At 65.5% G+C, this 23,169-nt stretch carries 25 protein-coding genes; 18 read left to right on the forward strand and 7 right to left on the reverse strand.

Annotated features, from left to right (window positions below):
- Nucleotides 1–35 precede the first annotated feature (35 nt).
- Nucleotides 36–1,055 (reverse strand): LysR family transcriptional regulator, encoded by a 1,020-nt coding sequence (locus AC3WLF_RS23635; protein ID WP_492317440.1) that lies wholly within the window; start codon nt 1,053–1,055, stop codon nt 36–38.
- Nucleotides 1,056–1,426: 371 nt separating this feature from the next.
- Between AC3WLF_RS23635 and AC3WLF_RS23640 the strand changes: the two genes are divergently transcribed.
- The 3 genes from AC3WLF_RS23640 (at nt 1,427) to AC3WLF_RS23650 (ending at nt 3,864) form a co-directional block, all read left to right on the forward strand.
- The gene (locus AC3WLF_RS23640; protein ID WP_492317337.1) at nt 1,427–2,443 is read left to right on the forward strand and encodes a GlxA family transcriptional regulator; all 1,017 of its coding nucleotides are present in this window, start codon (nt 1,427–1,429) and stop codon (nt 2,441–2,443) included.
- A gap of 144 nt (nt 2,444–2,587) precedes the next feature.
- Nucleotides 2,588–3,346 (forward strand): SDR family oxidoreductase, encoded by a 759-nt coding sequence (locus AC3WLF_RS23645; RefSeq protein ID WP_492358915.1) that lies wholly within the window; start codon nt 2,588–2,590, stop codon nt 3,344–3,346.
- Nucleotides 3,347–3,363: 17 nt separating this feature from the next.
- On the forward strand, nt 3,364–3,864 hold the full coding sequence (locus AC3WLF_RS23650) for an Ohr family peroxiredoxin (RefSeq protein ID WP_035820946.1): 501 nt from the start codon (nt 3,364–3,366) through the stop codon (nt 3,862–3,864).
- Between the two features lie 72 nt (nt 3,865–3,936).
- Here the strand turns inward: AC3WLF_RS23650 and AC3WLF_RS23655 are convergent, their stop codons facing one another.
- Together AC3WLF_RS23655 and AC3WLF_RS23660 are read right to left on the reverse strand one after the other, a co-directional pair.
- Nucleotides 3,937–4,347, reverse strand: a complete 411-nt coding sequence (locus tag AC3WLF_RS23655) for a cupin domain-containing protein (protein ID WP_035820949.1) — start codon at nt 4,345–4,347, stop codon at nt 3,937–3,939.
- 4 nt (nt 4,348–4,351) lie between these two features.
- Nucleotides 4,352–4,831 (reverse strand): carboxymuconolactone decarboxylase family protein, encoded by a 480-nt coding sequence (locus AC3WLF_RS23660; RefSeq protein WP_492358908.1) that lies wholly within the window; start codon nt 4,829–4,831, stop codon nt 4,352–4,354.
- Between the two features lie 364 nt (nt 4,832–5,195).
- Between AC3WLF_RS23660 and AC3WLF_RS23665 the strand changes: the two genes are divergently transcribed.
- On the forward strand, nt 5,196–5,687 hold the full coding sequence (locus AC3WLF_RS23665) for a polyhydroxyalkanoate granule-associated phasin (RefSeq protein ID WP_492317334.1): 492 nt from the start codon (nt 5,196–5,198) through the stop codon (nt 5,685–5,687).
- Between the two features lie 132 nt (nt 5,688–5,819).
- Here AC3WLF_RS23665 and AC3WLF_RS23670 read toward each other — a convergent pair whose 3' ends face one another.
- Complete coding sequence (locus AC3WLF_RS23670; protein ID WP_492317333.1) at nt 5,820–6,122, reverse strand: DUF1330 domain-containing protein; 303 nt, start codon at nt 6,120–6,122, stop codon at nt 5,820–5,822.
- A 332-nt stretch (nt 6,123–6,454) separates the two neighbouring features.
- Between AC3WLF_RS23670 and AC3WLF_RS23675 the strand changes: the two genes are divergently transcribed.
- Nucleotides 6,455–7,429 carry a Bug family tripartite tricarboxylate transporter substrate binding protein gene (locus AC3WLF_RS23675; RefSeq protein WP_492351572.1) on the forward strand — a complete coding sequence of 325 codons (975 nt, stop codon included), beginning with the start codon at nt 6,455–6,457 and terminating at the stop codon, nt 7,427–7,429.
- Nucleotides 7,430–7,458: 29 nt separating this feature from the next.
- Here AC3WLF_RS23675 and AC3WLF_RS23680 read toward each other — a convergent pair whose 3' ends face one another.
- Complete coding sequence (locus AC3WLF_RS23680; protein WP_492340409.1) at nt 7,459–8,433, reverse strand: LysR family transcriptional regulator; 975 nt, start codon at nt 8,431–8,433, stop codon at nt 7,459–7,461.
- Nucleotides 8,434–8,523: 90 nt separating this feature from the next.
- On the opposite strand from AC3WLF_RS23680, the gene AC3WLF_RS23685 reads away from it, so the two are divergent.
- From AC3WLF_RS23685 to AC3WLF_RS23735, 11 genes are all read left to right on the forward strand, one after another.
- Nucleotides 8,524–9,753: a CaiB/BaiF CoA transferase family protein gene (locus AC3WLF_RS23685; protein WP_492340408.1), complete on the forward strand. Its 1,230-nt coding sequence runs from the start codon at nt 8,524–8,526 to the stop codon at nt 9,751–9,753.
- Nucleotides 9,750–10,760, forward strand: coding sequence for an NADPH:quinone oxidoreductase family protein (locus AC3WLF_RS23690; protein ID WP_492358909.1), 1,011 nt, complete (start codon nt 9,750–9,752; stop codon nt 10,758–10,760). Before AC3WLF_RS23685 ends, AC3WLF_RS23690 begins: the two co-directional genes overlap by 4 nt.
- A 53-nt stretch (nt 10,761–10,813) precedes the next feature.
- Entirely contained in the window at nt 10,814–11,761 is a 948-nt protein-coding gene (locus AC3WLF_RS23695; RefSeq protein WP_492317438.1) for a tripartite tricarboxylate transporter substrate binding protein, read from the forward strand.
- Between the two features lie 432 nt (nt 11,762–12,193).
- Nucleotides 12,194–13,369, forward strand: a complete 1,176-nt coding sequence (locus AC3WLF_RS23700) for a branched-chain amino acid ABC transporter substrate-binding protein (protein WP_492317331.1) — start codon at nt 12,194–12,196, stop codon at nt 13,367–13,369.
- A gap of 81 nt (nt 13,370–13,450) precedes the next feature.
- Complete coding sequence (locus AC3WLF_RS23705; RefSeq protein ID WP_013953596.1) at nt 13,451–14,380, forward strand: branched-chain amino acid ABC transporter permease; 930 nt, start codon at nt 13,451–13,453, stop codon at nt 14,378–14,380.
- Nucleotides 14,367–15,578 carry a branched-chain amino acid ABC transporter permease gene (locus tag AC3WLF_RS23710; RefSeq protein ID WP_492358910.1) on the forward strand — a complete coding sequence of 404 codons (1,212 nt, stop codon included), beginning with the start codon at nt 14,367–14,369 and terminating at the stop codon, nt 15,576–15,578. Before AC3WLF_RS23705 ends, AC3WLF_RS23710 begins: the two co-directional genes overlap by 14 nt.
- The gene (locus AC3WLF_RS23715; protein WP_492317329.1) at nt 15,575–16,357 is read left to right on the forward strand and encodes an ABC transporter ATP-binding protein; all 783 of its coding nucleotides are present in this window, start codon (nt 15,575–15,577) and stop codon (nt 16,355–16,357) included. The genes AC3WLF_RS23710 and AC3WLF_RS23715 overlap by 4 nt, the downstream gene beginning before the upstream one ends.
- Complete coding sequence (locus AC3WLF_RS23720; protein ID WP_492317328.1) at nt 16,354–17,067, forward strand: ABC transporter ATP-binding protein; 714 nt, start codon at nt 16,354–16,356, stop codon at nt 17,065–17,067. Before AC3WLF_RS23715 ends, AC3WLF_RS23720 begins: the two co-directional genes overlap by 4 nt.
- A gap of 15 nt (nt 17,068–17,082) precedes the next feature.
- A complete protein-coding gene (locus tag AC3WLF_RS23725; RefSeq protein WP_492358911.1) occupies nt 17,083–18,387 on the forward strand; it encodes an amidase in 1,305 nt (434 codons plus the stop codon).
- A 15-nt stretch (nt 18,388–18,402) separates the two neighbouring features.
- Nucleotides 18,403–19,719: a M20 family metallo-hydrolase gene (locus tag AC3WLF_RS23730; RefSeq protein ID WP_492317326.1), complete on the forward strand. Its 1,317-nt coding sequence runs from the start codon at nt 18,403–18,405 to the stop codon at nt 19,717–19,719.
- Between the two features lie 57 nt (nt 19,720–19,776).
- Nucleotides 19,777–20,367, forward strand: coding sequence for a helix-turn-helix domain-containing protein (locus tag AC3WLF_RS23735; RefSeq protein ID WP_492317325.1), 591 nt, complete (start codon nt 19,777–19,779; stop codon nt 20,365–20,367).
- 75 nt (nt 20,368–20,442) lie between these two features.
- Here AC3WLF_RS23735 and AC3WLF_RS23740 read toward each other — a convergent pair whose 3' ends face one another.
- Nucleotides 20,443–20,646 carry a hypothetical protein gene (locus AC3WLF_RS23740; protein ID WP_010812739.1) on the reverse strand — a complete coding sequence of 68 codons (204 nt, stop codon included), beginning with the start codon at nt 20,644–20,646 and terminating at the stop codon, nt 20,443–20,445.
- A gap of 142 nt (nt 20,647–20,788) precedes the next feature.
- Between AC3WLF_RS23740 and AC3WLF_RS23745 the strand changes: the two genes are divergently transcribed.
- On the forward strand, nt 20,789–21,097 hold the full coding sequence (locus AC3WLF_RS23745) for an EthD family reductase (protein ID WP_492317324.1): 309 nt from the start codon (nt 20,789–20,791) through the stop codon (nt 21,095–21,097).
- A 75-nt stretch (nt 21,098–21,172) separates the two neighbouring features.
- Here AC3WLF_RS23745 and AC3WLF_RS23750 read toward each other — a convergent pair whose 3' ends face one another.
- Nucleotides 21,173–21,742 carry a phasin family protein gene (locus AC3WLF_RS23750; RefSeq protein WP_492317323.1) on the reverse strand — a complete coding sequence of 190 codons (570 nt, stop codon included), beginning with the start codon at nt 21,740–21,742 and terminating at the stop codon, nt 21,173–21,175.
- Between the two features lie 1,020 nt (nt 21,743–22,762).
- Here AC3WLF_RS23750 and AC3WLF_RS23755 point away from each other — a divergent pair.
- The gene (locus AC3WLF_RS23755; protein ID WP_492317322.1) at nt 22,763–23,137 is read left to right on the forward strand and encodes a PHA-granule associated protein 4; all 375 of its coding nucleotides are present in this window, start codon (nt 22,763–22,765) and stop codon (nt 23,135–23,137) included.
- Nucleotides 23,138–23,169: the final 32 nt, after the last annotated feature.

Raw genomic sequence — 23,169 nt, forward strand, 5'->3', positions numbered from 1 at the left:
CGGGACATTCGATTGCCCGCGCCCTTACAACAACGCTATCTGAAGGACCGGTAGCTTGTCGTCGAGTAGTCCGTGTAGAAATCCGCCAGGCAATGCAGATTGAGCGCCCGGATCTCTTCAGTCATGAAGTCAACAAAAACGCGGATGCGCGAGGGCAGGTGCTGGCGGCTGAGGTAACAGATGTAATGCCCGCGGTCGTCAGGCGCATACCGTCCCATGGCGATGACCAGTTCGCCGCGGGCGATGCGGTCGCAGGCCTGGTAGCCCGCCATCTGCGCGATGCCCAGCCCGTCGAGCACCGCCGCCAGCACCAGCTCAGGGTCATTGAACGTCAGCCTTGCGGCAGGCACAACCTTGCGCACATGCCCCTCGACCTTGAATTCCCATTCAAGGATGCGCGCGCCGGCGATGCGGGTGTTGATGCATTCGTGCCGGGCGAGATCCTCCAGCGTCGACGGTAGTCCATGCCGCGCCGCGTAGGCAGGAGACGCGCACACAGCCATCTGCATCGGGATCAGCTGCTTCGCAACGATGCTTGAATCCTCGATGCGGCCATTGCGGAACGCGACGTCGATGCTCCCGGCCGCGAAGTCCGTTGGCCGGTCATCGAGCACCAGGTCCAGGGAAATGTCCGGATAAGCCGCCGAGAACCTCGACAGCAGCGGCGCCACCACCTTGCGCCCGAAGCCGGCCGTCGCGCTGATGCGAAGCAGGCCGCTTGGCGGTCCAAGGCGCAGTTCCAGCATGTCGTTCATGGCCTCGACGATATGCGCCACGCCCTGGTGGCAGTTCTCGAAGAAGCGCTCGCCCTCGCGGGTCAGTTGGGTGGTGCGCGTGGTGCGCAGGAACAGCCGGGTGCTCAGCTGCGTTTCCAGCTTCAGGACATTGCGGCTGACCGCTGAGCGGCCGATGCCCAGCCGCTCTCCGGCCTTGGAGAAGCTGCCCTCGGTGGCGACCGCCATGAAGGCGATGATGCCGGCGTAGCTTGCCGCGAAACTGGCGGACAATCCGTCCGCGCGATCCGGCGGGCCGGGGCGAAAGCCCCGCTGCGGCATACCGGTTACGTCTCTATCCGCCCCCCCGCGGTTGACAGGGGACGCCGGGCGAACGTCTGGAACGACGATGTCCATGTCAATGCCTTTCGGAGCGGCGCAACGAATGAGAGTCCACGCTGTGCGGTGCACAACCATGGCATGATCGTAGTGACACGCCATGCCCGAGTAAATGACAGATGCCCCTGGTTTTCTGCCAGCCGGCCCGGCGCGAACGGCGACAATGCAGACATGAGGAGCGGAACGAGCCGGCCCACAAAGCCTTCGGGTGCGATCCGTGGCGATGGCGTCGCACCGCGGGTGCCTGCCGGCAACATGCCTTGCGCGGAATCGCGCCAGCGGCATAACATCCACCGACTTTCAAGATCCCTGCCATGGTTCCCTCTGCGCCTGCGCCCTCTTCCCGGACAATTGACGACCCGCCGCGCAATCTTCTGTTCGTGGCCTTCCCGGACATGAGCCTGCTGGATCTCACCGGACCGCAAACCGTGTTCTGGGCTGCCTCCCGGTACGCACGCGAGCGGGGATTCGCCGGCTACCGGAGCCATCTGGCAAGCGAGCACGGCGGCCTGGTTGCCTCGGCCGAAGGCACCGCCGTGCAGGCCATCGCGCTCTCGGAAATCGATCTGCAGCACATCGATACGATCATCCTCCCCGGTGCCCCCGAGATGGTCAGGGTGCTCGACAGCGCCTCCTCGCTGGTCGCCTGGCTGCAGCAGGCCGCCGGACAGGTACGCCGCGTTGCCTCGGTCTGCAGCGGGGCCTTCCTGCTTGCGCAAGCGGGCTTGCTTGACGGCAGGCGCGCTGCCACGCACTGGGCGATGCATGCGCAGTTCCGCGCGCGCTTTGCCGCGGTCGAACTGGACCGGGACGCCATTTTCGTCCGCCAGGACCGCATCTGGACCTCGGCCGGCGTGACCACCGGCATCGACATGGCGCTTGCGCTGGTCGAGGACGACTATGGCCACGATATCTCGCTGAGCGCGGCCAGGGAGCTGGCGGTCTTCATCAAGCGGCCGGGCACGCAGCCACAGATCAGCGAGATCCTGCTGGCGCAGAGCCGGCACGTGCCGCTGTTCGAGGCGCTCCATCTATGGATCATCGAAAACCTGTCGCGGGAAGGGCTGTCAGTGGAACAGCTCGCCGAACAGGTCGGAATGAGCCCCCGCAACTTTGCCCGGGTGTACAAGCAGAAGACCGGGCGCACCCCGGCCAAGGGGGTTGAGCATTTCCGGCTGGAAGCCGCACGCCGGCTGCTCCAGGACCTGCATCTGCCGGTGGAGCAGATCGCAAGGCAGTGCGGCTTCGGCAGCGAGGAACGGATGCGCCTTACGTTCCAGCGCAACCTGGGCTTCTCGCCCAGCGAGTATCGGTCGAGGGTGACCGGCTGAGAAAACGCCACAACCCGGCCGCACCATTGGTGCCGAACGGGAAACACCATGCGTCCGCCGCCGGCGCTACCGTCACTGCACCCCTTCGCCTAGCATGGGACATGGGTTGAATGCCCATCCCTTCCACCAGAATCGAGGTGCATGATGAAGATCGTTGTGATTGGAGGTACTGGCCTGATCGGCAGCAAGGTCGTCGCCCGGCTTGCCGGGCAAGGCCATGAAGTCGTTGCCGCGTCTCCGCAGACCGGCGTGAATGCGCTGACAGGCGAAGGCCTGAGCCAGGCACTTGCCGGGGCGCAGGTTGTCGTGGACGTGGCCAACTCGCCATCGTTCGCGGATGATGCCGTCCTGCATTTCTTCGAGACGTCGGGCCGCAACCTTGCGGCGGCGGAGAAGGCAGCCGGTGTCGCGCACCATGTGGCGCTGTCAGTGGTCGGCACGGACAAGCTCTCACAAAGCGGCTACTTCCGCGGCAAGATCGCGCAGGAAGCGCTGATCCGGAACGCCGGCATCCCTTACACCATTGTCCGCTCCACGCAGTTCCTCGAATTCCTTGGCGGCATCGTCCAGTCGGGCGCCGATGGCGATTCCGTGCGCCTGTCTTCCGCATCGATCCAGCCGATTGCCTCGGATGACGTGGCCGAGGCCGTGGCGGACCACGCCCTTGCCGGTCCCGTCAACGGCATCGTCGATATCGCCGGGCCGGAACGCTTCCACCTGAGCGACCTCGTGCAACGCTATCTCGATGCCACCAAGGATCCGCGCAAGGTTGTCGTCGATGGCAAGGCCCGCTATTTCGGAGCCGAACTGCAAGACGATACGCTGGTACCGGAAGGCCCGGCACGCCTGGGCAAGACCAGTTTCGAAGCGTGGCTGCGACAGAGCCAGAAGCCGAAGGCCTGACAACGCGGGCGGGCCGTATGGACAACAAGGGGCTGCAAGCCCCCCCGCTGAGCCTGCTCGACAAGTATCGCGGGCAGGGCTTCCACGCCCTCTACACCACGACCGTCACCGTCTCGGGCGGGGAAACCGGACACGGCCGCGCCTCGGGCGTGGCCCGTTCCGATGACGGCAATCTTGTCATCGACCTGCGGCTGCCGGCGGCGCTGGGCGGCCCCGGCCACGGCACCAATCCCGAGCAGTTGTTCGCCGCGGGCTATGCCGCCTGCTTTCATGGGGCGCTGAACCTGCTGGCCCAGCGATCCAATGTCAGCGTCGACAACGTCGCAGTGGAAGTGGAGATAGCGTTCGGCCGCGATCCCGTTGACGGCGGCTTCGCGCTGGCCGCGGACATCCGGGTCAGGATGCCTGGCGTGCAACGACAGGTGGCGGAAGAACTGGTGCGCAATACCGAGCGCTTCTGCCCCTATGTGAAGATGGCCAGGCAGGGTATTGTCAGCGTCGTGGCAGTGGTTGACTGAGTTCCGCGCAACGACGGGCCCGCGGATGCGATCCCTGAACCTTCGGGATCGCATCCGCAGCCGGCCAATGTGCTACTTCGTTGGCGTCAGGATCGGAGCGCCCTTGTTCTTCAGCAACAGCACCATGAACTTCGCGGGCCTGGTGTTGCTGGCGTTGCGCCCGACAGTATGAATATCGTCAGGGCCTTCGTGGAAGGTCTGCCCGGCAGTCAGCGTGACTTCCTTGCCGCCCCGGACGCCCATCACGATACTGCCCTCAAGGACATAGACGAATCCGTGCGCGTCATGGCGATGCACCGGGTCGGCGCCGCCGGGCGGGTATTCCACCACGATCATCTGCACCTCCTTGCCGGGATATTCCGGAAGCGCCTCTGTCGACAGCAGCGTCACCTTGGGCTCCGGCGGCGCAGCCATGGCCGGTTGCGCCACCAGCAGGACGGAAAGCAGCAGCGGGGCCATGCCCAGCGTTCTGGTGATCTTCATGATGTCACTCCAGCTTTGCCTTATCTAGGCCATAGGCCTTGTCGGCCGAGCCCGGCACGGTCCGGAAGGCCATGTTCAGCCGGTTCCAGCCATTGATGGCCATGACCAGAAAGGTCAGGTCCGAGAGTTCCTTTTCCGACAGATGCGCGCGCACGCGCTCGTACAGGTCATCCGGCACACCGTGCGCCGGGATGTTGGTCAGCACCTCGGTCCACGCCAGCGCGGCACGTTCGCGCGGCTGGAACAGCGTCGATTCGCGCCAGATCGCGACATGGTGAAGGCGGAGCTCTCGCTCGCCATGGATGCGCGACTGCTTGACGTGCATGTCCAGGCAGAAGGCACAGCCGTTGAGTTGCGAAGCGCGAATCTCGACCAGGTCACGGATGGTTGGTTCGATCGCGCTGTCCTGCAGCAGGGTGCTGAACTCCAGGTACTTCTTGAAGAGTTCGGGGGACTGCTTCAAGGCATTCACGCGTTGGGTCATGACGGCTCCTGAGGAAGGAGAATATTGAAGGGATGACGGGGCACTCACCACCGCGTGCCGCGGCATGGAGCAAATCGTAGACCGCAGCGGCGCAACGCGGTAGGCGCGCCAAGGTACCCACACTGTTGAGGCTTCGACACCAATCAGCGCTTTGGCGTGGCGCGGCTCGGAGGAAGCCGGGTCCTGTCGTGTCGTGCCCGATCCAGCGCAGAAAACCAAAAGAAATGGTGCAATGCAACATAAATGCACCTATGCTTGGAGGAATGCCGGCCGGCCACGCCTTCGAAAAGCGACCCGGACGCCGCTCGCCTCCCAAGAATTTGCCAGGTGTCCGTTTTTCAGCGGATGCCGAAGGAAAACCCGCGTGCCCTCCTCCGTTATTCCGCAGCCTGTCCTCGACGTTTCCGCAAACGCCTCCCGCCTCTTTAGTGACATGTGCGAACTGCTCCAGGCAGCAATGCATGTCGTCAGCATTCGCACCACGCGCATGGCGATCGCCGGTCCGGCGCCTGACGAGCAGGACCAGCGCGAATTCAGCCTGATGAGCATTGAGAAGGGAGAGGCCGCGTCTGAATCGTTGCTTGCGATGGGTTCGGGATGGATCAACCTGACCATGACCCTCGCAAAGGACACCAGCGATCATCTTTGGGCGACCTCCGCGGCCGCGGCGACGCTGGCGTCCAGTCGATCCGCCGCGCAATGGTTCGAACGCCACGCCGACCTTCTGCAATTGGCCGCCGGGTTCCCCGGCAACCCGCTGCAGCTGGCAGACCTGGCGACAAACCTGATGCAGCAGATCCTCGCGCCGATCCACGGCCGTGCGATGGCGAATGCGAAGCGCCTGAGTGCAGCGTGAAGGGCGCCAGGCCCGCGGTTGCATCGCCACGGAACGAATCAGACAGCACCCGCACGCGGGCGCGCGAACAGGAAACCGCCGACCAGGCCGACCCGGTCGAGGCCAGACCCCGGCAACGCTTGCGCCGATTTCCTAGACGGTGACGGCCGCGACCCCTTCCAGCGCGATAATCCTTGTTGTCGCACACCTTTCCCGTATCGCCTTGAGGCGCGCGTACTCTGGCGAGTCATACCAGGCTATCAAGGCATCCATGTCCGGGAACTCGACGATGACGAGACGATGCGGCTGCCAGTCTCCTTCGAGCACTTTGGTTGCACCGCCACGGCCCAGATATTTCCCACCATAGCGCACCTCGGTAGCGGGTACGTCTCGTTTGTACTCTTCAAAAACGGCGGGGTCCGTGACGTCAACATCGGCAATCAGGTATGCAGCCATGGCACGCTCCTATCTGCGGTCGTTCCCCGCTTGATTGTAGTTGCCACAATCGCCAGTACAGGCCGGGACGCGAGCGAGATCCCCATCAACCACCACGCGCCTGCCCTGCCCACCCCGCCTCCAGGAATCGCATGCTCGGCGCCGATGGCCAGCATCGGCATCACCCGGTGCTGGCGCAAGTCCAAGGATCACGGCCTCCGTAAGCGGTCAAGCCTGCTGGGCGCAGCGCCGGTAAAATGCAGATCGCCACAGCATTCAATCGCGAGCACGGCATGGACTGGTTCTCGTAGCACTCACCAGCCCATATCAACATCCACGGACGGAGACATGCCTTGACCATTAAAAACCGATTCACCCTGGGCCTGTTGGCAACAGCAGCCCTCATCCCAGTTGCCCCGGCTTGCGCACAAGAACAGTGGCCAGCAAAGACGATCCGCTTTGTCGTGCCCTTTGCCGCCGGCGGCGCCAATGACCTGATGGCGCGCGCCGCGGCCGAGGGCGCAACCAAGGCGCTGGGCCAGACCGTGCTGATCGAGAACCGGCCCGGCGCGGGCGGCACCGTGGGCGCCGACATCGTGGCCAAGAGCGCGCCGGATGGCTATACCTTCCTGATCAGCGCAGCCGGCGTCATCTCCAACAGCATGATCAAGAAGTCCATGCCGTTCAAGGATGACGCGCTGGTCCCGGTGGCCATGATCGGCCTTGCGCCTTCGGTCATCGTGGTGCCGAAGAACGCGCCCTACAAGGATCTGCGCGACTTCGTCGAGGCGTCAAAGAAGGGGAACGGTTTCAACTTCGCGACCGCGGGAACCGGCAGCACCCCGCACTTCGTGGCGGAGATCCTGAATGTGAAGTACGGCGCGAAGCTGCAGCCGGTGCCCTACAAGAGCGGGTCGGAAAGCACTACGGCAGTGCTGGGCGGCCAGGTGGAAGGAACCTCCGAGGCCAGCATCATCGCCCTTCCGCATATCCTGCACGATGGCAAGTTCAAGGCGCTCGCCACCACCTGGACGCAGCGCATCTCGGCCTACCCGCAGCTTTCCACCGCGGTGGAGCAAGGTTTCCCGGACCTGCAGATCGCGCATTGGGCCGGCGTCCATGCCCCCAAGGGGACGCCCGACGCCATCCTGGACAAGGTGGCCGCCGCGGTGGACAAGGCCATGAAGGACCCGGCCGCCGCCGCCAAGCTGAAAGCCGTGGGCATCGAGCCGGTCGGCGGCACGCGTGCGGACTTCGTGAAGTTTGTCGAGGCAGAGCGCAAGCGGCTGGGCGAGATCGTCAAGGCCGCCAGGATGCAGGAGAAGTAATCGCTGCGCCCGCCATGCCGCCCCATCGGTCAGGACGCCGGGGCGGCACGGCTTTCATTGGCCGTTGCCGCAGGCAGGTTGCGGCGCCCCCAGTTCTCTGCCTGCCGCTCCAGGTGCAGGCGGATAAAGTCCATCAGCGTTCGCGTTGCCAGCGTGGGATAGCGGTTTGGCGCGGTCAGCATGTAGACGCTGTCGCCCACGCCTTCGGCTTCGCACTCGGCCAGCACCTCGCGCATCTGTCCGGATTGCAGTTGCCGCCAGACCGCATAGCGCGGCAGCAGGGCCACGCCCAGCCCGCCCATCACCGACTCGAACAGGAACGGATAGTCGCCTGACTGGATCCGGGGCGACACGCGCAACGTCATCGGCGTGCCCGCCAGCCATATCTTCAGCGTAAAGCGGCGCCCCAGCGATGCGGGGGCAATCATGTCACAGCGTTCCAGGTCGGCCACGGTCCGGATCGGCCCGTGGCTGTCCAGGAACGATGCCGACGCGCACAGGCACCAGCCGACATCGCAGATGCGCCGCGCCACGTGGTCATCGGGCGGCTGCGAGGTGATCTTCAGCGCCACGTCGACCTCGGCCGGGATCAGGTCGCCAATGTTGTCGTTGATGACGACGCGCAGCGAAATCTGCGGGTAGTTGCGCGCGAATTCCAGCAGCAATGGCGTCAGGTAGAGATGACCCAATCCCGTGGGCAGGCGGATACGCACATCGCCGCGCACCACCTGGCCAAGGCTGTCGATCGAGGTATTGGCCGACTGCAGCTCGTCCAGCATGCGCAAGCCATGCGCGTACAGCAACTGGCCCGCTTCGGTCAGTTCGACATGGCGCGTGGTGCGGCGCATCAACTGGGCGCCCAGGTGCTGCTCCAGCAATTTCAGGCGGCGCGATACGTTGGATCGGGTCATGCCGCTGCGCTCGGCGGCGGCGGTCAGCGTGCGCGACTCGACCATGGTGACGAACAGCCGCACCAGGTTGAGATCGAAATTATTGTCAATCATGAGTCAACACCGTAGGCACAAATCGAGGGATTGTCCTGGCAGGAAGCCAACCCTAGCATAAACCTCCTGCTTACCCACCTTTCGAACGCCATGTCCGCACTGCCCGCTTCCGACCTGTCCGACACCCACCTGCCCTTCGCCGGCCTGCGCGTGCTGGACATCAGCCAGGGCATTGCCGGCCCGTACTGCGCGCACATCCTGTGGCAGCAAGGCGCTGAAATCATCAAGGTCGAGCCGCCCGCGGGCGACTGGGGCCGCAAGGTCGGGGTCGTGCGCGGCGATACCAGCGCGCTGGCGATCGCCTATAACGCCGGCAAGCGCAGCGTCTGCGTCGACGCCACCACTGACGCGGGCAAGGAAGTGCTGCTCGGGCTTGCGCTGCAGGCCGACATCGTCGTGCAGAACTTCCGCCCCCAGGTGGCGGAACGGCTGGGCGTGGGCTATGCGGCACTGGCCGCGCGACGGCCCGCGCTGGTCTATGTGTCGATCAGCGGCTATGGCCCGGATGGTCCCTATGCCGACTATCCCGCTTCGGACTCGGTGATGCAGGCCGACTCCGGGCTGATGTTCGCCAACCGTGGCGCCGACGGTGGCGCGCGCCGCATCGGCATGCTGCTGGCCGACGCCGCCACCGGCCTCTATGCCGCCCAGGCCTGCGCCGCGGCGCTGTGCCGGCGCTTTCGCGGCGGGCGCGGCGGCCACGTCGAGCTGAACCTGTTCGATGCCTGTTGTGCGCTGCAGGCCAACAACCTGCTCGAGCATGCCATCGGTGGCCCGGCGGCCGCCGGGCCGGTGAGCGCGCCCAATGGCGTCTATGCCAGCAGCGACGGCAGCGTGACGCTGCTGGCGCTGAACAACGCGCAGTTCGCCAAGCTATGTCATGCGCTGGACCGCACCGACTGGCTGGAAGACCCGCGCTTTGCCGACAATGCGGCGCGCATGGCCCACGCCGCGCTGCTGAACCAGCACATGGCCGAGCAGATCGCCACGCGCACGACCGCGCAATGGCAAGACATCCTCAGCCGGCACGACGTGCTGCATGCCCCGGTGCGCAGCTATGACGACGTGCTGGCGCACCCGCAGGCGGCACACCGGCAGACCTTCCAGACAATCACGCAGCCGGGGCTCGGACCGCTGCCCTTCGCCGGCATCCCGGCGCGCGACATGCGCCGGCCAGCCGGCCCGGCGCCGGCCAACGGCGAACATACCGTGCAGGTCCTGCACGAGGCCGGCTTCGGCCAGCAGGCCATCGACGCATGGCTGCAGCAGGGTGTGGTGCGACAGGCGGCGGCCCCGGCGGCCAAGGCAGGTGCGCAATGAAGGCGCTTGTCTGCAAGCAGTTCGGCGGCGTGCAGGACGTGGCGCTGCAGGCCATTCCGGAACCGGCGCTGGCCGACCCGCATGCGGTCACGATTGCCGTCGAGTACGCCAGCGTCAGCCATGCCACCGGCCTGATGATCGCCGGCCAGTACCAGCGCCGCCCCCCGTTGCCCTTCGTGCCCGGCACCGAAGCGGTCGGCCGCGTGGTGGCCTGCGGTGACGCGGTCACGCGGCTGCGTCCCGGCGACCGGGTGGTGGCGATCGCGGACTGGGGCTGCTTTGCCGAGCAGGTCATCGTGCCCGAGTACACCGTCTACCGCGTCCCGGATGTGCTGCCGTCAAAGGCTGCGCTGCCGATCCCGATTTCCTATGGCACGGCGTATTGCGGGCTGGTGTGGCGCTGCGCGCTGCGCCCGGATGACACGGTGCTGGTGCTTGGCGCCGGGGCCGGTGTCGGCCTGGCCGCCGTGGAGATTGCGCGCCAGCTCGGCGCCACCGTCATCGCCTGCGCCAGCACCGAGGCCAAGCGTGCCGACGCGCTGCGGCGCGGCGCCACGCACGCGCTGGCCCCGGCGGACCTGGCGGCATCGGTCAAGGCGCTGACGCACGGCCGTGGCGCGGACGTAGTGGTGGACCCGGTCGGCGGCGACCTGTTCAACCAGGCCCTGCGCGCGGCGGCGGCGAACGCGCGCATCCTCAGCATCGGCTTTGCCAGCGGCACCATCCCGCAGGCCCCGGTCAACCTGCTGCTGGTCAAGAACCTCACGCTGCACGGGTTCTTCTTTGGCCGCTACATCGGCTGGACGCCCGCCAACGAGCGGGCCGAGCATGCAACGGCGCTGCAGGAGGTCATGGCGACGCTGTTCGATTGGGCCGCGCGGGGCAAGCTGGATCCGACCGTATCCGCGGTCTATCCGATCACCGGCCTGGGCGACGCCCTGGCCGCGCTGGAATCCCGCCAGGTGGTGGGCAAGGTAGCGATAAAAATCAAGGAGACAGAGACGTGAACACCCGATACCAGAAACGACTTCCTGCGTGGCCGCGGCTGCGCGCCGCACTGATGCTGGCGGCAGCCGCTGCCGCGCTGCCGGCCGCCGCGGGCGCGCAGGACTTTCCGCAGCATCCCGTGCGCATGGTGCTGCCCTACCCCGCCGGCGGCCCCACCGACCTGCTCGCGCGCGTGGTCGCGGTCAAGATGGGCGAAAGCCTGGGCCAGAGCGTGGTGGTCGACAACAAACCCGGCGCCAGCGGCATGATCGGCGCCGAAGCGGTGGCGCGCGCGCCCGCCGACGGCTACACCATCCTGGCCAATGCCTCGCTGCATGTGATCAACCCCAGCATCCAGCCGAAGATGCGCTATGACTCATTCAGGGACTTCGTGCCGATCACGCAGCTGGCCGACGTGCCGCTGGTGCTGGTGGTCAACAACGCATCGCCGGTGAAGACCGTGCAGGACCTGATCGCCTACGCCAATAGCCAGGGCGGTGCGCTCAATTTCGGCTCGGCGGGCAATGCCTCGGCCCAGCACCTGGCCGGCGAATCGTTCAAGCTGGCGGCAAAAGTGCCGATGCAGCATGTGCCGTACAAGGGCAGCGCGCCGGCGCTGACGGACCTGATGGGCGGCCAGATCCAGCTGATGTTTGATTCCATGCCGTCGGCGATGCCCTTCATCAAGTCCGGCAAGCTGCGTGCCGTTGCCGTGACCACCGAGCGCCGCGCGAGCGCGCTGCCAAACGTGCCCACTGTCGCCGAGTCCGGCCTGCCCGGCTTCGACATCAGCACCTGGTACGGCCTGTGGGCGCCGCGCGGCACGCCGGCCCCGGTCGTGGAAAAGCTGGCCGCGCATGCGGCCAGCGCGCTGAAACGGCCCGATGTGCGGCAGCAATATGCCGACATGGGCGCCGAGCCGGTCGGCTCTTCACCCGGCGACTTTGCCCGCTACAACGCTTCCGAAGGCAGGAAATGGGCGGAAATCGTGCGGCGGTCGGGGGCGAAGGCAGACCAGTAGCGCACGGCGGTTGCCGCAGGGCTGGCCGATGCCGGGTGTCGGCCAGACGCGCGGTTGGCGGCCATCACTACCTACCGCTACCTGCATCTGTGTGGGTGCCTGCGAGATGCAATGGAAGTGCTCCAAACAGCACCTACGTACGGCCCTATGTTTCTTCCCTTGTTTTGCTCCCCGGCGCACCGCAACCGTGCGCCCATGCGCCCAGATTGAGCACGGGCTCCCCTCATTTCCCCAGCCCCCCATCCAAGCTACGGGTTTTCGCTCGTTGAAGGTTGGCATGTCTGTTGCATAGTATTCAAGTGACTTGAATATGGTGCAGGCAGCTTTCCAAGAGCTTTCCCGGGCGTCCGCGGGCGCCTTGCATCGGTTCGGGTCCGTGACGCCGCGCCAGCGGTTCGTCCAATTTGTCCATGCAACCCAGGGGGAAAGAGAGTGCGCAAGAAACACACTGCAGTAGCCGCCGCCATGGCAGCCGCGGCGACCGGAATGGTCCTGACGGCAGCACCGGCGCAGGCCAAGGATGTCGTCAAGATTGCCTTTGTCGGTCCGCTGACCGGTGGCGTGTCGTCGATCGGCCTGGGCGGACGCAATTCCGCGGACCTGGCCGTGCGCTTGCGCAATGCGGACCCGAAGGCCAGGTACACCTATGAACTGGTGGTGCAGGACGACGAATGCCGGCCGAACGTCGGCGTGCAGGTGGCGACCAAGATCGCGGCGGACAAGTCCATTGTTGCCGGCGTGACGCACTTCTGCTCGGCCGTGGCCATGGGCACAGTGGGCGTCTACAGCCGCTTCGGCATGCCCGCCGTGGTGTGGGGCGCCGTGCTGCCCGAGGTCACCTACGGCAACAAGTTCAAGGAGATCCATCGCGTCAACGGCACGATGATCAACCAGAGCGAAGTGGCGGCCAAATTCATGACCGGGCTGGGCTACAGGAAGTGGGCGATCATCCATGACACCACCGACTACGGCAAGGGCCACAACAAGTATTTCAGCGAGTTCCTGAAGAAGGACGGCGGCACCATCGTCGGCACGTTCGGCGTCACAGCCGATCAGCAGGACTTCACCACGGAGCTGACCAAGATCCGCGAACTGAAGCCCGACGTGGTGTATTTCGGCGGCCTCACGCCGCTGGGCGTGCGCATCCGCACGCAGATGGACAAGCTCGGCATCAAGGCCCAGTTCGAGGGCACGTCGGGTATCAAGTCCGATGCCTATATCGAAGGCGTGGGCAAGTCGCTGTCGGAGGGTTCGCTGGCGTTCATCGAAGGCGCGCCGGTAGAGAAGCTGGCGGGCGGCCAGTTCTTCATGGAACGCTACACGCAGCAGAAATACGGTGAACCGCCCGAAGCGTACGGACCGTTTGCGTTTGCCGCGGCCAACCTGATCATGGACGCCGTGGAAAAGGTGGGCCCGGACCGCAAGAAGGTGCGTGATGTGCTGAACGGCACCAGGGACGTGAACACCATCATCGGCAAGGTCACCTTCGACGACCACGGCCAGAACGTGGTGCCGCTGATCACCAAGTATGTGGTGGAAGACGGCAAGTGGGTGATCTGGGAAGACAGCACCTACGGCAAGGGCAAGAAGAAGCTGACCGGCCTGTAAGCATGGCGGCCGGGTTCGGGGTGCTCCTGCCCCCCGCCCGGCCCCGCGCCCGCCTGGGCATCCGGAATTCGGGGGATACCGATGAGTGTATTAGGGCAGTATGTCTTTAACGGGCTGATGCTCGGGATGATCTACGCAATGGTGGCGGTAGGGTTCACGCTGTTCTTCGGCGTGCTCGACGTGATCAAGTTTTCTCATGGCGATGTGCTGATGGTGGGCGCGTTTGCCGGGCTGGCGGCATCAGCCGGCGTGGTGGCGATGCACGTGGATTCCCCGTGGCTGCAGCTGCTGGCCATCGTGGTGTGCGCGGTGACGGTGACCGGCCTGCTGGGCGCCGGCATCGCCCGCGTCCTGATCCTGCCGCTGCGCCGTGCGCCGCCGCTGAACACGCTGCTGGCCACGCTGATGCTGGGCACGGTGCTGCGTGAGGCGGTCCGGCTGTTCTACCCGGACGGCTCGAACCCGAAGCCGTTTCCCGCGCTGCTGCCCGCTGGCGAGTTCACCATCGGCGCGCTCTCCATCCGCGCGGACAACCTGATCCTGCTGGCCGCCGGCGTGGCCATCATCCTCGGCGTGCATCTGCTGATCACCCGCACGCGCTTTGGCATGGCCATTCGTGCCGTGGCCCAGGATGGCGAAACGGCCCGGCTGATGGGCATCAACTTCGAGGTGGTGGTACTGGTCACGTTTGCGCTGGGTTCCGCCATGGCGGCACTGGCGGGCGTGATGAACGGCCTCTACTACAACGAGATCAACTTCAACGTCGGGCTGCTGCTCGGGGTGATCGGCTTTGCCGCTGCCATCCTGGGCGGGCTCGGCAATATCTACGGCGCCATCCTCGGCGGCTTCCTGTTTGCGGCGCTGCAGGTACTGGGCAGTGCCATGCTGCCGGCCCTGGTGCCCGACATCCCGAGCGCCTACAAGGACGTATTTGCCTTTGCCGTGGTCATCGTGCTGATGGCCTGGAAGCCGACCGGACTCATCGCGGAGAAAGCCAGTGAACGTGTCTGACAACGTCTCGAAGCCGCTGCCGGCGGCCTCCGCCGCCACGGCCGAGGGCCCGCAGCGGCGCCCGGCCATGGTGCTGGCCATCTCGGCCATCGCCATGGTGGCCTATCTCTACTTCTTCCTGCATGCGGAATCGCAACTGGCGGTAGCCGTGCTGCTGGCGCTGGCCGGGGCCGCGCTGTTCGCGGCGGGCCGGCTGGGCCTGACGCAGGCCGTGGAGCAGGCAGCAGCGCGGCGGCCAGGCCAGTCCAGGCTATGGGCGCTGACCGGCACGCTGGCACTGGTCGCGCTGTTCCATGAGAGCCATTTCGTCCTGCTGATGCTGTGCGCGGTGCTGCTCTACACCACCGCCTGCCTGGGGCTGACCGTCCAGTTCGGGTTTTCCGGCGTGTCCAATTTCGCGGGCGCGGCGTTCTTTGGCATCGGCGCCTACACCACGGCCGTGCTGGCCACGCACACGGGCATTCCCCACGTGCTGGTGATCGTGCTGTCCGGCCTGGCAGCGGCCGTGATCGGCTCGGTGCTGGTTGCGCCCGTGCTGCGCACGCGCGGCCACTATGCGGCGCTGGTGACCATCGCGTTCGGCATCCTGTTCAAGACCTTCCTTGAGGTCAACGACGTGCTGGGCGGGCCGCAGGGCCTGCAGGTTCCCGGGATGACGCTGTTCGGCTTCGCGTTCAATGAGGGCGTGACACTGTTCGGCGTGGACGTGTCGTTCTACGCCAGCTATGCGCTGCTGAGCCTGCTGATCTGCGCGGGCACCTTTGCCGTGGTCAAGGCGCTGGAGCGCTCGTGGGTAGGCCTGGCGATGGACGTGGTGCGCACCGACGAGACCGCCGCCGCCGCGTTCGGCCTGCACATCGCCCGGTGGAAGGTGATTGCGTTCATGCTCGGCAACTTCTTTGCCGGCATCGCCGGCAGTGTCTACGGCATGGTCACTGCGTTCGTGGCGCCCAACAACTTCACCTTCGCCGACTCGCTGCTGATGCTGTCGATCGTGATCCTGGGCGGCCTCGGCAACGTGGTGGGCCTGGTGCCGGCGGCCATCATCGTGCTGGTGCTGCCCGAAAAGCTGCAGTTCATCCAGGAATACCGCTTCCTGTTCTATGCGGCGCTGGTCATCGCCATCCTGCTGTTCCGCCCGGACGGCCTGATGCCGCGCAAGACCCGCCTGTTCTTTCCCCGGGAGGATGCGCAATGAGCGACGCAATGATCCAGGTGCGCGGCCTGACCATGCGCTTTGGCGGCCTGACCGCGCTGGACAACCTCCAGCTCGAGATCCGCCGTGGCGAGATCCTGGGCCTGCTGGGCCCCAACGGCTCCGGCAAGACCACGTTCTTCAACGTGCTGACGGGGCTGTACAAGGCCAGCGCCGGAACCATTACCTATGACAGCAACAACGTCATCGGCAAGACGCCGCAGCAGATCTACCGCAGCGGCGTGGCGCGGACGTTCCAGCGTTCGCGCTTGTCGCTGCCGCTGACGGTGTTCGACAACATCGTGATCGGCGATTACCAGAACATGCGGCACGGGCTGGTCTTCAACCTGTTCCGGCGCAAGGCGTTCCGCGCCGAGTACGAACGCTACGTGGAGTCGGTGCGCGAGCTGCTGGGCATCTTCAGCCCGCCGCTGGTGGCGCGGCTGTTCGAGCCGGTGGAAACGTTCACGATGATCGACCGCCGCCGCATCGAGGTGTGCCGGGCCCTGATGAGCCGCCCTCGCCTGCTGCTGCTCGACGAGCCTTCGGCGGGTATGACGCATGACGAGACCCACGAGCTGATGGACGACATCCTGCAGGTGCGCGGCAAGCTGCAGGACCTGTCGGTGGTGCTGATCGAGCACGAAATGAACGTGATCGAGCGCATCACCGACCGCTGCATCGTGCTGAATTACGGCAAGAAGATTGCCGAGGGAACCTACGCCGAGATTACCGCCGATCCCGACGTGCAGACCGCCTATCTGGGGGAGGAAGCCGCATGAGCGACAGCACACTGCGCGTGGAAGGGCTGACCACGGGCTATGACAAGGTCAACGTCCTGCACGATGTCTCGATCGAGGTGCCGCCGGGCAAGATCACCTGCATCCTTGGCGCCAACGGCGCCGGCAAGAGCACGCTGATCCGCTCGATCCTGGGCCTGACGCCGCCGCGCCAGGGGCGCATCCTGTGGGACGGCACGGACATCGCGGGAGAGAAGACCCACAACATCATCGCACGCGGCATCTCCTGCATTCCCGAAGGCCGCAAGGTGTTCCCGCGCATGACGGTGGCTGAAAACCTTGCGCTGGGCGCCTTCCTTGAGGCGGACCCGGCCAGGGTGCGCGAGCGCATCGAGCGCGTGTACACGATCTTCCCCCGGCTGCGCGAGCGCGCGGGCCAGCTCGCCGGCACCATGTCCGGCGGCGAACAGGCGATGGTGTCGATCGGGCGCGGACTGATGGCGCAGCCGCGGCTGCTGGTCATCGACGAGCCGTCGCTGGGCCTGTCGCCGCTCTATGTGAAGGAGAATTTCAAGGTCATCCAGCAGATCAACGAACTGGGCATGACGGTGCTGCTGGTGGAACAGAACGCGCGCCAGACGCTGGCCATCTCACACCAGGGCTATGTGCTGAGCCAGGGCCGTGTCGTGGCCCAGGGCACCGCGCAGGCGCTGCGCGAGAACGATGAGGTTCGCGCGGCCTATTTCGGCTGACCTGGAGAACAGGCGATGGACGACTTCCTCGATCTTCCGGTCCGCACCCTGGCGCAGATGGTGTCCCGGCGCGAACTGAGCGCCGAAGCGGTGGTCCGTGCGGCACTGGCCCGCATTGCGGCGCAAGACTCAGGCATTCTGGCCTGGCAGCATGTGGGTGCCGACACCGCCCTGGCGCAGGCGCGGCGGCTGGATGCCGGCGGCGCGTCAGGCGCGTTGCCGGGCGTCCCGCTTGGCGTCAAGGACCTGATGGATACCGCCGACATGCCGACCACTTATGGTTCGCCGATATACGCCGGACATCGGCCGGGCGTGGATGCGGCGGCGGTGGCACTGGCCCGGTCGGCGGGCGCGGTCGTGGTCGGCAAGACCGTCACCACCGAATTCGCCACGTTTCAGCCGGGGCCGACCCGCAACCCGCGCGCGCCGGCGGACAGGCCCCGCACCCCCGGCGGTTCGTCGAGCGGATCGGCCGCCGCCGTCGCCGCAGGCATGGTGCCGCTGGCCTTCGGCACACAGACCGCGGGATCGATCATCCGGCCGGCCGCCTATTGCGGCGTGGTGGGCTACAAGCCCACCCATGGCACGCTGCCGCTGGCCGGCATCAAGCCACTGGCACCGAGCCTGGATACGGTGGGCGTGCTGGCCCGCCGCGTGGACGACGCGGCCCTCTTCATCGGCACCCTGGCGCGCGATGCCGCGGTAGCGGACGCGTCCACGCTACACCACGCGCCGCTGCGCATTGGCATTTGCCGCACGCCGCATTGGGAACGCGCCAGTGCCGATACCCAAGCCGCGCTGGACACCGCGATCCGTGCGCTCGAATGCATCGGTGGCACGGTGCGCGACTTCGACCTGCCTCAGGCTTGCCACGGGCTGACTGAAGCCCAAATGGACATCATGGCATTCGAGGCACTCGCCGCATTCGCGCCGGAAGCACGCGAGCACGCAGAAGGCTTCAGCGCGGCTTTCACGCGCCAGCTCGAAGCGGGCCGCGCCGTCACCGGCCAGCGCTTCCACTTCGCGCTGGCCCACGCGGAAGCGGCGCGCACGGCGTTCAACATGGCGATGGCCGGATTCGACGTCGTGCTGGCCCCGAGCGCCGAAGGCGAAGCGCCAGCTGGCCTGGGCGCCACCGGCGATCCAATCTTCTGCCGCATGTGGTCGCTGCTGGGCACCCCGTGCGTCCATGTGCCGACGGGCACCGGCGCCACCGGCATGCCGGTTGGCGTGACCGTGACCGGGCCGCGCCATGCCGATGCCCGCGTGCTCGGCGTGGCTCATCGCCTTGAGCAGGCGCTTGGCACCAGCCTTGCCTGATATCTGGAGACCAAATTGACCGTATCGAACCCGCCCACCCTCGTCAACGCACAAGCCATTGCCGAACGCGCGCAGGATCATGTGGGCGCCGGGCGCCTGGCCGCATCGCTGGCAGCCCTGGCCCGCTTTGGCCTGCGCCACGACGGCGGCGTTTCCCGCGAAACGCTGACCGCGACCGACCTGGCCGCCCGGCGCCACCTGATCGACCAGGCACGCGCGCTGGGCTGCACCGTCGGCATCGACGATTGCGGCAACCTGTTCTTCCGCCGCCCCGGCCGCGAAGACCTGCCGCCGGTGCTGACCGGCAGCCACGCCGATACCCAGCCGGTGGGCGGCAAGTACGACGGCGCGTACGGCGTGCTGGCCGGCCTGGAAGTGATTGCTGCGCTCAACGCGGCCGGCATCGAGACCTTGCGCCCCATCGAGGTCGTGTCCTGGACCAACGAGGAAGGCAGCCGCTTCGGTCCCGGCGCGATGGGTTCGAGCGCCTTCGTCGAACCGGCCCGGCTGGCAGGCTATCGCGACGTGGCCGACGCGGCCGGCATCCGCTTCGGCGAGGCGCTCGATGCCGCGCTGGCGCAAAGCCACGACGTGAACAGGGTGCCGATGGCGCGGCCCATGGCGGCATGCGTCGAACTGCACATCGAACAGGGGCCGGTGCTGGAAGGCGCAAATGTGCCGCTGGGCGTGGTCACCGGCATCCAGGCGGTGCGCTGGTTCCGCGTGGAATGCACGGGTACGATGGCCCATGCCGGCACCACGCCGATGGCGGTACGATGCGATGCGATGGCCGCGGCCGTGGCCATCGCGCAAGACCTGTACGCGCTGGCGCCGCGCCATGCGGCCGCCCCCGGCACTCCCGAACTGCGCCTGACGCTGGGCCGCTGGAGCGTGGCGCCAAACTCGGTCAACACCATTCCCGGCCACGTCACGTTCACGGTCGATATGCGCTGCCTTGACGACGCCGCGCTGGACCGCGCCGAAGCGGCACTGCGCGCGGCGTGCGTCAGGCATGCGCATGCGCCCGAAGCGGTTACGGTCACGCGCTTCTTCCATCGCGAGCCGACGCATTTCCCCGAGGCCATGCTGGGCACCATCGAACGCGCCTGCGCGCGTGCCAGCGGCAACGCCGGCCGCGCGCTGCCGATGCGGCTGACCTCCGGCGCGTTCCACGACGCCATGTACCTGGCCGACCATTGCCCCACGGCGATGATCTTCGTGCCGAGCAAAGGGGGCATCAGCCACAATGCCGCCGAAGATACGGCAGGTGCCGACCTGTTCCTTGGGGCCCAGGCACTGGCTTACACTGTCGCCGAACTGGCCAGCCGCTGAACACATTGACGTACGGCGCCTGGCGGCCGATCCAAGTCCAATCAATTCCGAGCCTGCATGGCAAAGACCGAGCAACCCACACCTGAAGCGGCCGACAGCAAGTCGGCCACCCTGACGCTTGGCGTCAAGCTGCGCCACGCCCGGCTGGTGGCCGGCTACACGCTGCTGCAGCTCGCCGGGAAGGCGGGCTGCTCGGAAAGCCTGATTTCAAAGATTGAGCGCGGGCTGGCCACCCCGTCGTTTGCCACGCTGCACCGGCTGGCCGTGGCGCTGGACACCAATATCGGCGCGCTGACCAGCGACGGGGAGCCAAACCAGTCGCCGATCCTGCGGCATGGTGAACGCCCTGTGATCCGGGCCGGCGGCGTCGCGCTCGAACGCGTGGTGCTGCCCAAACGTGGCGGCCTGCTCCAAGCCAACATCCACATCGTCTGGCCTGGCGAGGCCAGCGACGGGCAGATCGAGCACCAGGGCGAGGAAGTGGGCTACGTGCTCGAAGGACAGCTCGAACTGATGCTCGGCGACGACGTCTACCTGATCGGCCCGGGCGATGCTTTCACGTTCTCCAGCCAGGTGCCGCATGGCTACCGCAATGTGGGCGACGTGGTGGCCAGGGTGCTGTGGGTGAACTCGCCGGCCACCTTCTGAGACAGGTGGGACGATCGAAACGATTTGGCCTAGCCGCAAAAGGCTGCAAGCCGGCCTTGGTGAGTTCGGAGGGGTTCAGCCGTGATCATCTACCCACGCTTTCGCCCAGGCAATGCCGGCTGCCGCAGCACGCTCAAACGAGGGGTAGTACCCCAACGGATCCGATCCCTCCTCGATGCGGCCGTCCTTCTCAACCGCACCGGATGCCTCGAACGATCCGTCGCCAAGCTGCTTGGCAAAGCCGCGGACGATGTAGCCCTGGTAGCTTTCGATTGTCATGACGACCTCCGCTTCAGATAGGAAAATCGTAGCATGAAGAAACTGGCCAGCCCGATCCTCTGACAGAAATGGGTTCACCCGCTATAGGGACGATACACTTGCAAGCTTGCGCTATATCAAACCCACGTTTTGAGGAACAACGATGGCAAAGCTAATGGTGCTTTACAAGAAGCCTGCGGACACGGCGGCGTTTGATTCATATTACTTCTCGACCCATATTCCGATCGCAAAGAAGATCACCGGCCTGCGACGCTACGAGGTCAGCAGCGGCCCGGTTGCAAGCCCGGCCGGTGCTTCGCCGTTTCACCTGGTTGCGGTGCTGAGCTTCGATTCGCTGCCGGCGCTCCAGCAGGCGATGGCTTCGCCTGAGGGCGCCGCAGCAGCAGCTGACCTGGCCAATTTTGCCCAGGCCGGCGTTGACATGCTTATATTCGACACGAAGGAAGTTTAGGCCGGCGGCGGTGCAAAGCACATGACCGCCCCCAGCGCTCCACCTCGTCTGGCTCCCTCAGGAGCCAAGGCCGACTTAGTTCGCAGCTGCCTTTGAGGCGTGGGATGCACGACGTTGCATGCCTTTCGAGGCCACCTGCGCAGCAGTATTGAAACTGCTCTCGGCCACTTGCGCGGCCTGTTTTACCGTCGTTTGCATCGACTCATAGAGCGTCGTGGTCGCGTTGACGGCCTCCTGCCAGGCAGCAAATGGCGCCGCCGCCGTGCCGGCAGGTGTTTGGTTCACCACGCTGCCAAGGAAGTCGTTCAGACCCTGCTTGCCTGCCGTGTATTGAACCTCGGCGACTTTCTCGAACTCCGCCCGGGTGGCGGCGAGGATTTCGTACAGTTGACGGCGATACGCCAATACATTGGCGGCCGCGGGTTGGAATAGCTCGATTTGCAGTTCGACCAGTTCTTGCGGGTCCTTGACTGAAAGCGCCTTCTTTGCGCCTTCTCGTGAATCAGCCAGCGCCGTCTTCATCGTCTGCAGATTCAACTCCAGCAGTTTTTCGAAGCCCTCAAAGGCCTTGCCGGTCAGCCCGGTCAAGGCTTCGATACCTGCCATCTGGACCTTCATGAATTGCTCGGGGGACCACTGAGTCATGTTGCGTCTCCTAAGTGCGACCCGCCACCTGAGCCATCCGATGGAGCTCCGACGGGACGGAAATCGAGTGGATAACGATTGCTGCATCGCGACTCTGGCAGGCCACGCCGATCAGGCGAAAGCGCACCAACGCCGGCAGGCGCTACCAGCTAAGGCATACGCTCATAAGGAGGCCTGGCGAGCTCGACCTTCCCTTGCGCGAACTTGGTCGACGGCCTTCAGAAAAGCGTAGCCCTGGATTGTCACCCGAGGGCGGCTGTGGTTTGGCCCGAGGCGCTCAAGCGTAACCAGTTGATGCGCGAGCAGCGCGTCCATATCCGCGCGGTCAAGCTCCATTGGGTCGGAGCTGCCGCTTACCAGCACAAGCGTGGCGAATTCATGATGACTCAGCACAGTCGTCTCCCAAGCTGTAGGTGTACTTTTGCTACGGGACTTCACTACCGTCCGTGACAGTCGGCCTGAGTTGCACAGGCCGCTTGTTTCGCCTCGGACGCGAGGTTCTGGCTGGCGGGTGCTTGGTCTCGCACCCGGAACGTTCATCTTAGTTGCTCGCCACCTTGTGTTCAATACGATTGGAAGCATGTCTGCCGTAATCCCCGGCATTTTTTCCTTTGCCAAAACGTGCGCGGCGGCGGCTCAACGAATATCGCAACATGATATGCATCCAGGTTCAGGAGCAGCCATTCGCCGACCGGCCGGACGGCTTGCATTAGCACCACTCGCCGAGGTCTGCTACCAATATGTCGCTACTGGGGAAAAGGCGTTGAGCTTCAGGCCGAATGGGGACCGCTCGGTGTCAAAAAAAGAACCCGCGTCGCCGGAGCGGTTGCGCGGGTGGTAGCAGGACTACAGGGCGATTCTATATTGACTTAGATTTTTCTTACGTCAGAATTAAGCTGGATCTTGACTCCAAATCTGAAGCCAAGAGTCAAGGTGAGCGGGGCGACGTTGAGTTGAGTTCAGTAGCACGTTGAACCAGACCGGCGACCCGCGCGCGGGAAGGTGTGAGTGGAGGCAGAAATGACAACGGCTCGGGCTGGAACCAAAGGGGAAGCCATCAGGCTCCTGGAGGCAGAGGGGGTCGCGCTGGTCGAGCTCGACTATGAGTCAGGTTGGCAGGATGCGATTGAGCTCGGGCGCCTTGGTAACAAGGTAGGGATACGGGTGGAATATCGCGGACACGAGAGCATTGCCGTGAAGTCCCTCGCGGCGCTCATTGCCGGCCTCAGCCGGCCGAAGGTGTCCTTCCGGCAACGGAACCTTTACTGCCAGTTTGCATTGGACCAGCTCGCAGCCAACGAGCTGGTTGCCCTGGAGACCAAGGCCATGAAGGCCGGCGACTACATCCTGGCCGGGCACCTGCTGCGGGACGTCGATGCCGTTTGGTCTGAGTAAGGCTGGATCGAGGGGATTTTCCCGGATTCCGC

The organism is Cupriavidus sp. FW306-01-F10A (genome assembly GCF_058782785.1).

What these genes read in the sequence shown, in the direction of transcription:
- AC3WLF_RS23755 (WP_492317322.1), top strand. Translation starts at nt 22,763, where the DNA reads ATGACAACGGCTCGGGCTGGAACCAAAGGGGAAGCCATCAGGCTCCTG.
- AC3WLF_RS23670 (WP_492317333.1), bottom strand. Translation starts at nt 6,122, where the DNA reads ATGGCTGCATACCTGATTGCCGATGTTGACGTCACGGACCCCGCCGTT.
- AC3WLF_RS23660 (WP_492358908.1), bottom strand. Translation starts at nt 4,831, where the DNA reads ATGACCCAACGCGTGAATGCCTTGAAGCAGTCCCCCGAACTCTTCAAG.
- AC3WLF_RS23655 (WP_035820949.1), bottom strand. Translation starts at nt 4,347, where the DNA reads ATGAAGATCACCAGAACGCTGGGCATGGCCCCGCTGCTGCTTTCCGTC.
- AC3WLF_RS23690 (WP_492358909.1), top strand. Translation starts at nt 9,750, where the DNA reads ATGAAGGCGCTTGTCTGCAAGCAGTTCGGCGGCGTGCAGGACGTGGCG.
- AC3WLF_RS23685 (WP_492340408.1), top strand. Translation starts at nt 8,524, where the DNA reads ATGTCCGCACTGCCCGCTTCCGACCTGTCCGACACCCACCTGCCCTTC.
- AC3WLF_RS23680 (WP_492340409.1), bottom strand. Translation starts at nt 8,433, where the DNA reads ATGATTGACAATAATTTCGATCTCAACCTGGTGCGGCTGTTCGTCACC.
- AC3WLF_RS23740 (WP_010812739.1), bottom strand. Translation starts at nt 20,646, where the DNA reads ATGACAATCGAAAGCTACCAGGGCTACATCGTCCGCGGCTTTGCCAAG.
- AC3WLF_RS23715 (WP_492317329.1), top strand. Translation starts at nt 15,575, where the DNA reads ATGAGCGACGCAATGATCCAGGTGCGCGGCCTGACCATGCGCTTTGGC.
- AC3WLF_RS23745 (WP_492317324.1), top strand. Translation starts at nt 20,789, where the DNA reads ATGGCAAAGCTAATGGTGCTTTACAAGAAGCCTGCGGACACGGCGGCG.
- AC3WLF_RS23720 (WP_492317328.1), top strand. Translation starts at nt 16,354, where the DNA reads ATGAGCGACAGCACACTGCGCGTGGAAGGGCTGACCACGGGCTATGAC.
- AC3WLF_RS23635 (WP_492317440.1), bottom strand. Translation starts at nt 1,055, where the DNA reads ATGCCGCAGCGGGGCTTTCGCCCCGGCCCGCCGGATCGCGCGGACGGA.
- AC3WLF_RS23735 (WP_492317325.1), top strand. Translation starts at nt 19,777, where the DNA reads ATGGCAAAGACCGAGCAACCCACACCTGAAGCGGCCGACAGCAAGTCG.
- AC3WLF_RS23640 (WP_492317337.1), top strand. Translation starts at nt 1,427, where the DNA reads ATGGTTCCCTCTGCGCCTGCGCCCTCTTCCCGGACAATTGACGACCCG.
- AC3WLF_RS23725 (WP_492358911.1), top strand. Translation starts at nt 17,083, where the DNA reads ATGGACGACTTCCTCGATCTTCCGGTCCGCACCCTGGCGCAGATGGTG.
- AC3WLF_RS23645 (WP_492358915.1), top strand. Translation starts at nt 2,588, where the DNA reads ATGAAGATCGTTGTGATTGGAGGTACTGGCCTGATCGGCAGCAAGGTC.
- AC3WLF_RS23650 (WP_035820946.1), top strand. Translation starts at nt 3,364, where the DNA reads ATGGACAACAAGGGGCTGCAAGCCCCCCCGCTGAGCCTGCTCGACAAG.
- AC3WLF_RS23705 (WP_013953596.1), top strand. Translation starts at nt 13,451, where the DNA reads ATGAGTGTATTAGGGCAGTATGTCTTTAACGGGCTGATGCTCGGGATG.
- AC3WLF_RS23750 (WP_492317323.1), bottom strand. Translation starts at nt 21,742, where the DNA reads ATGACTCAGTGGTCCCCCGAGCAATTCATGAAGGTCCAGATGGCAGGT.
- AC3WLF_RS23695 (WP_492317438.1), top strand. Translation starts at nt 10,814, where the DNA reads ATGCTGGCGGCAGCCGCTGCCGCGCTGCCGGCCGCCGCGGGCGCGCAG.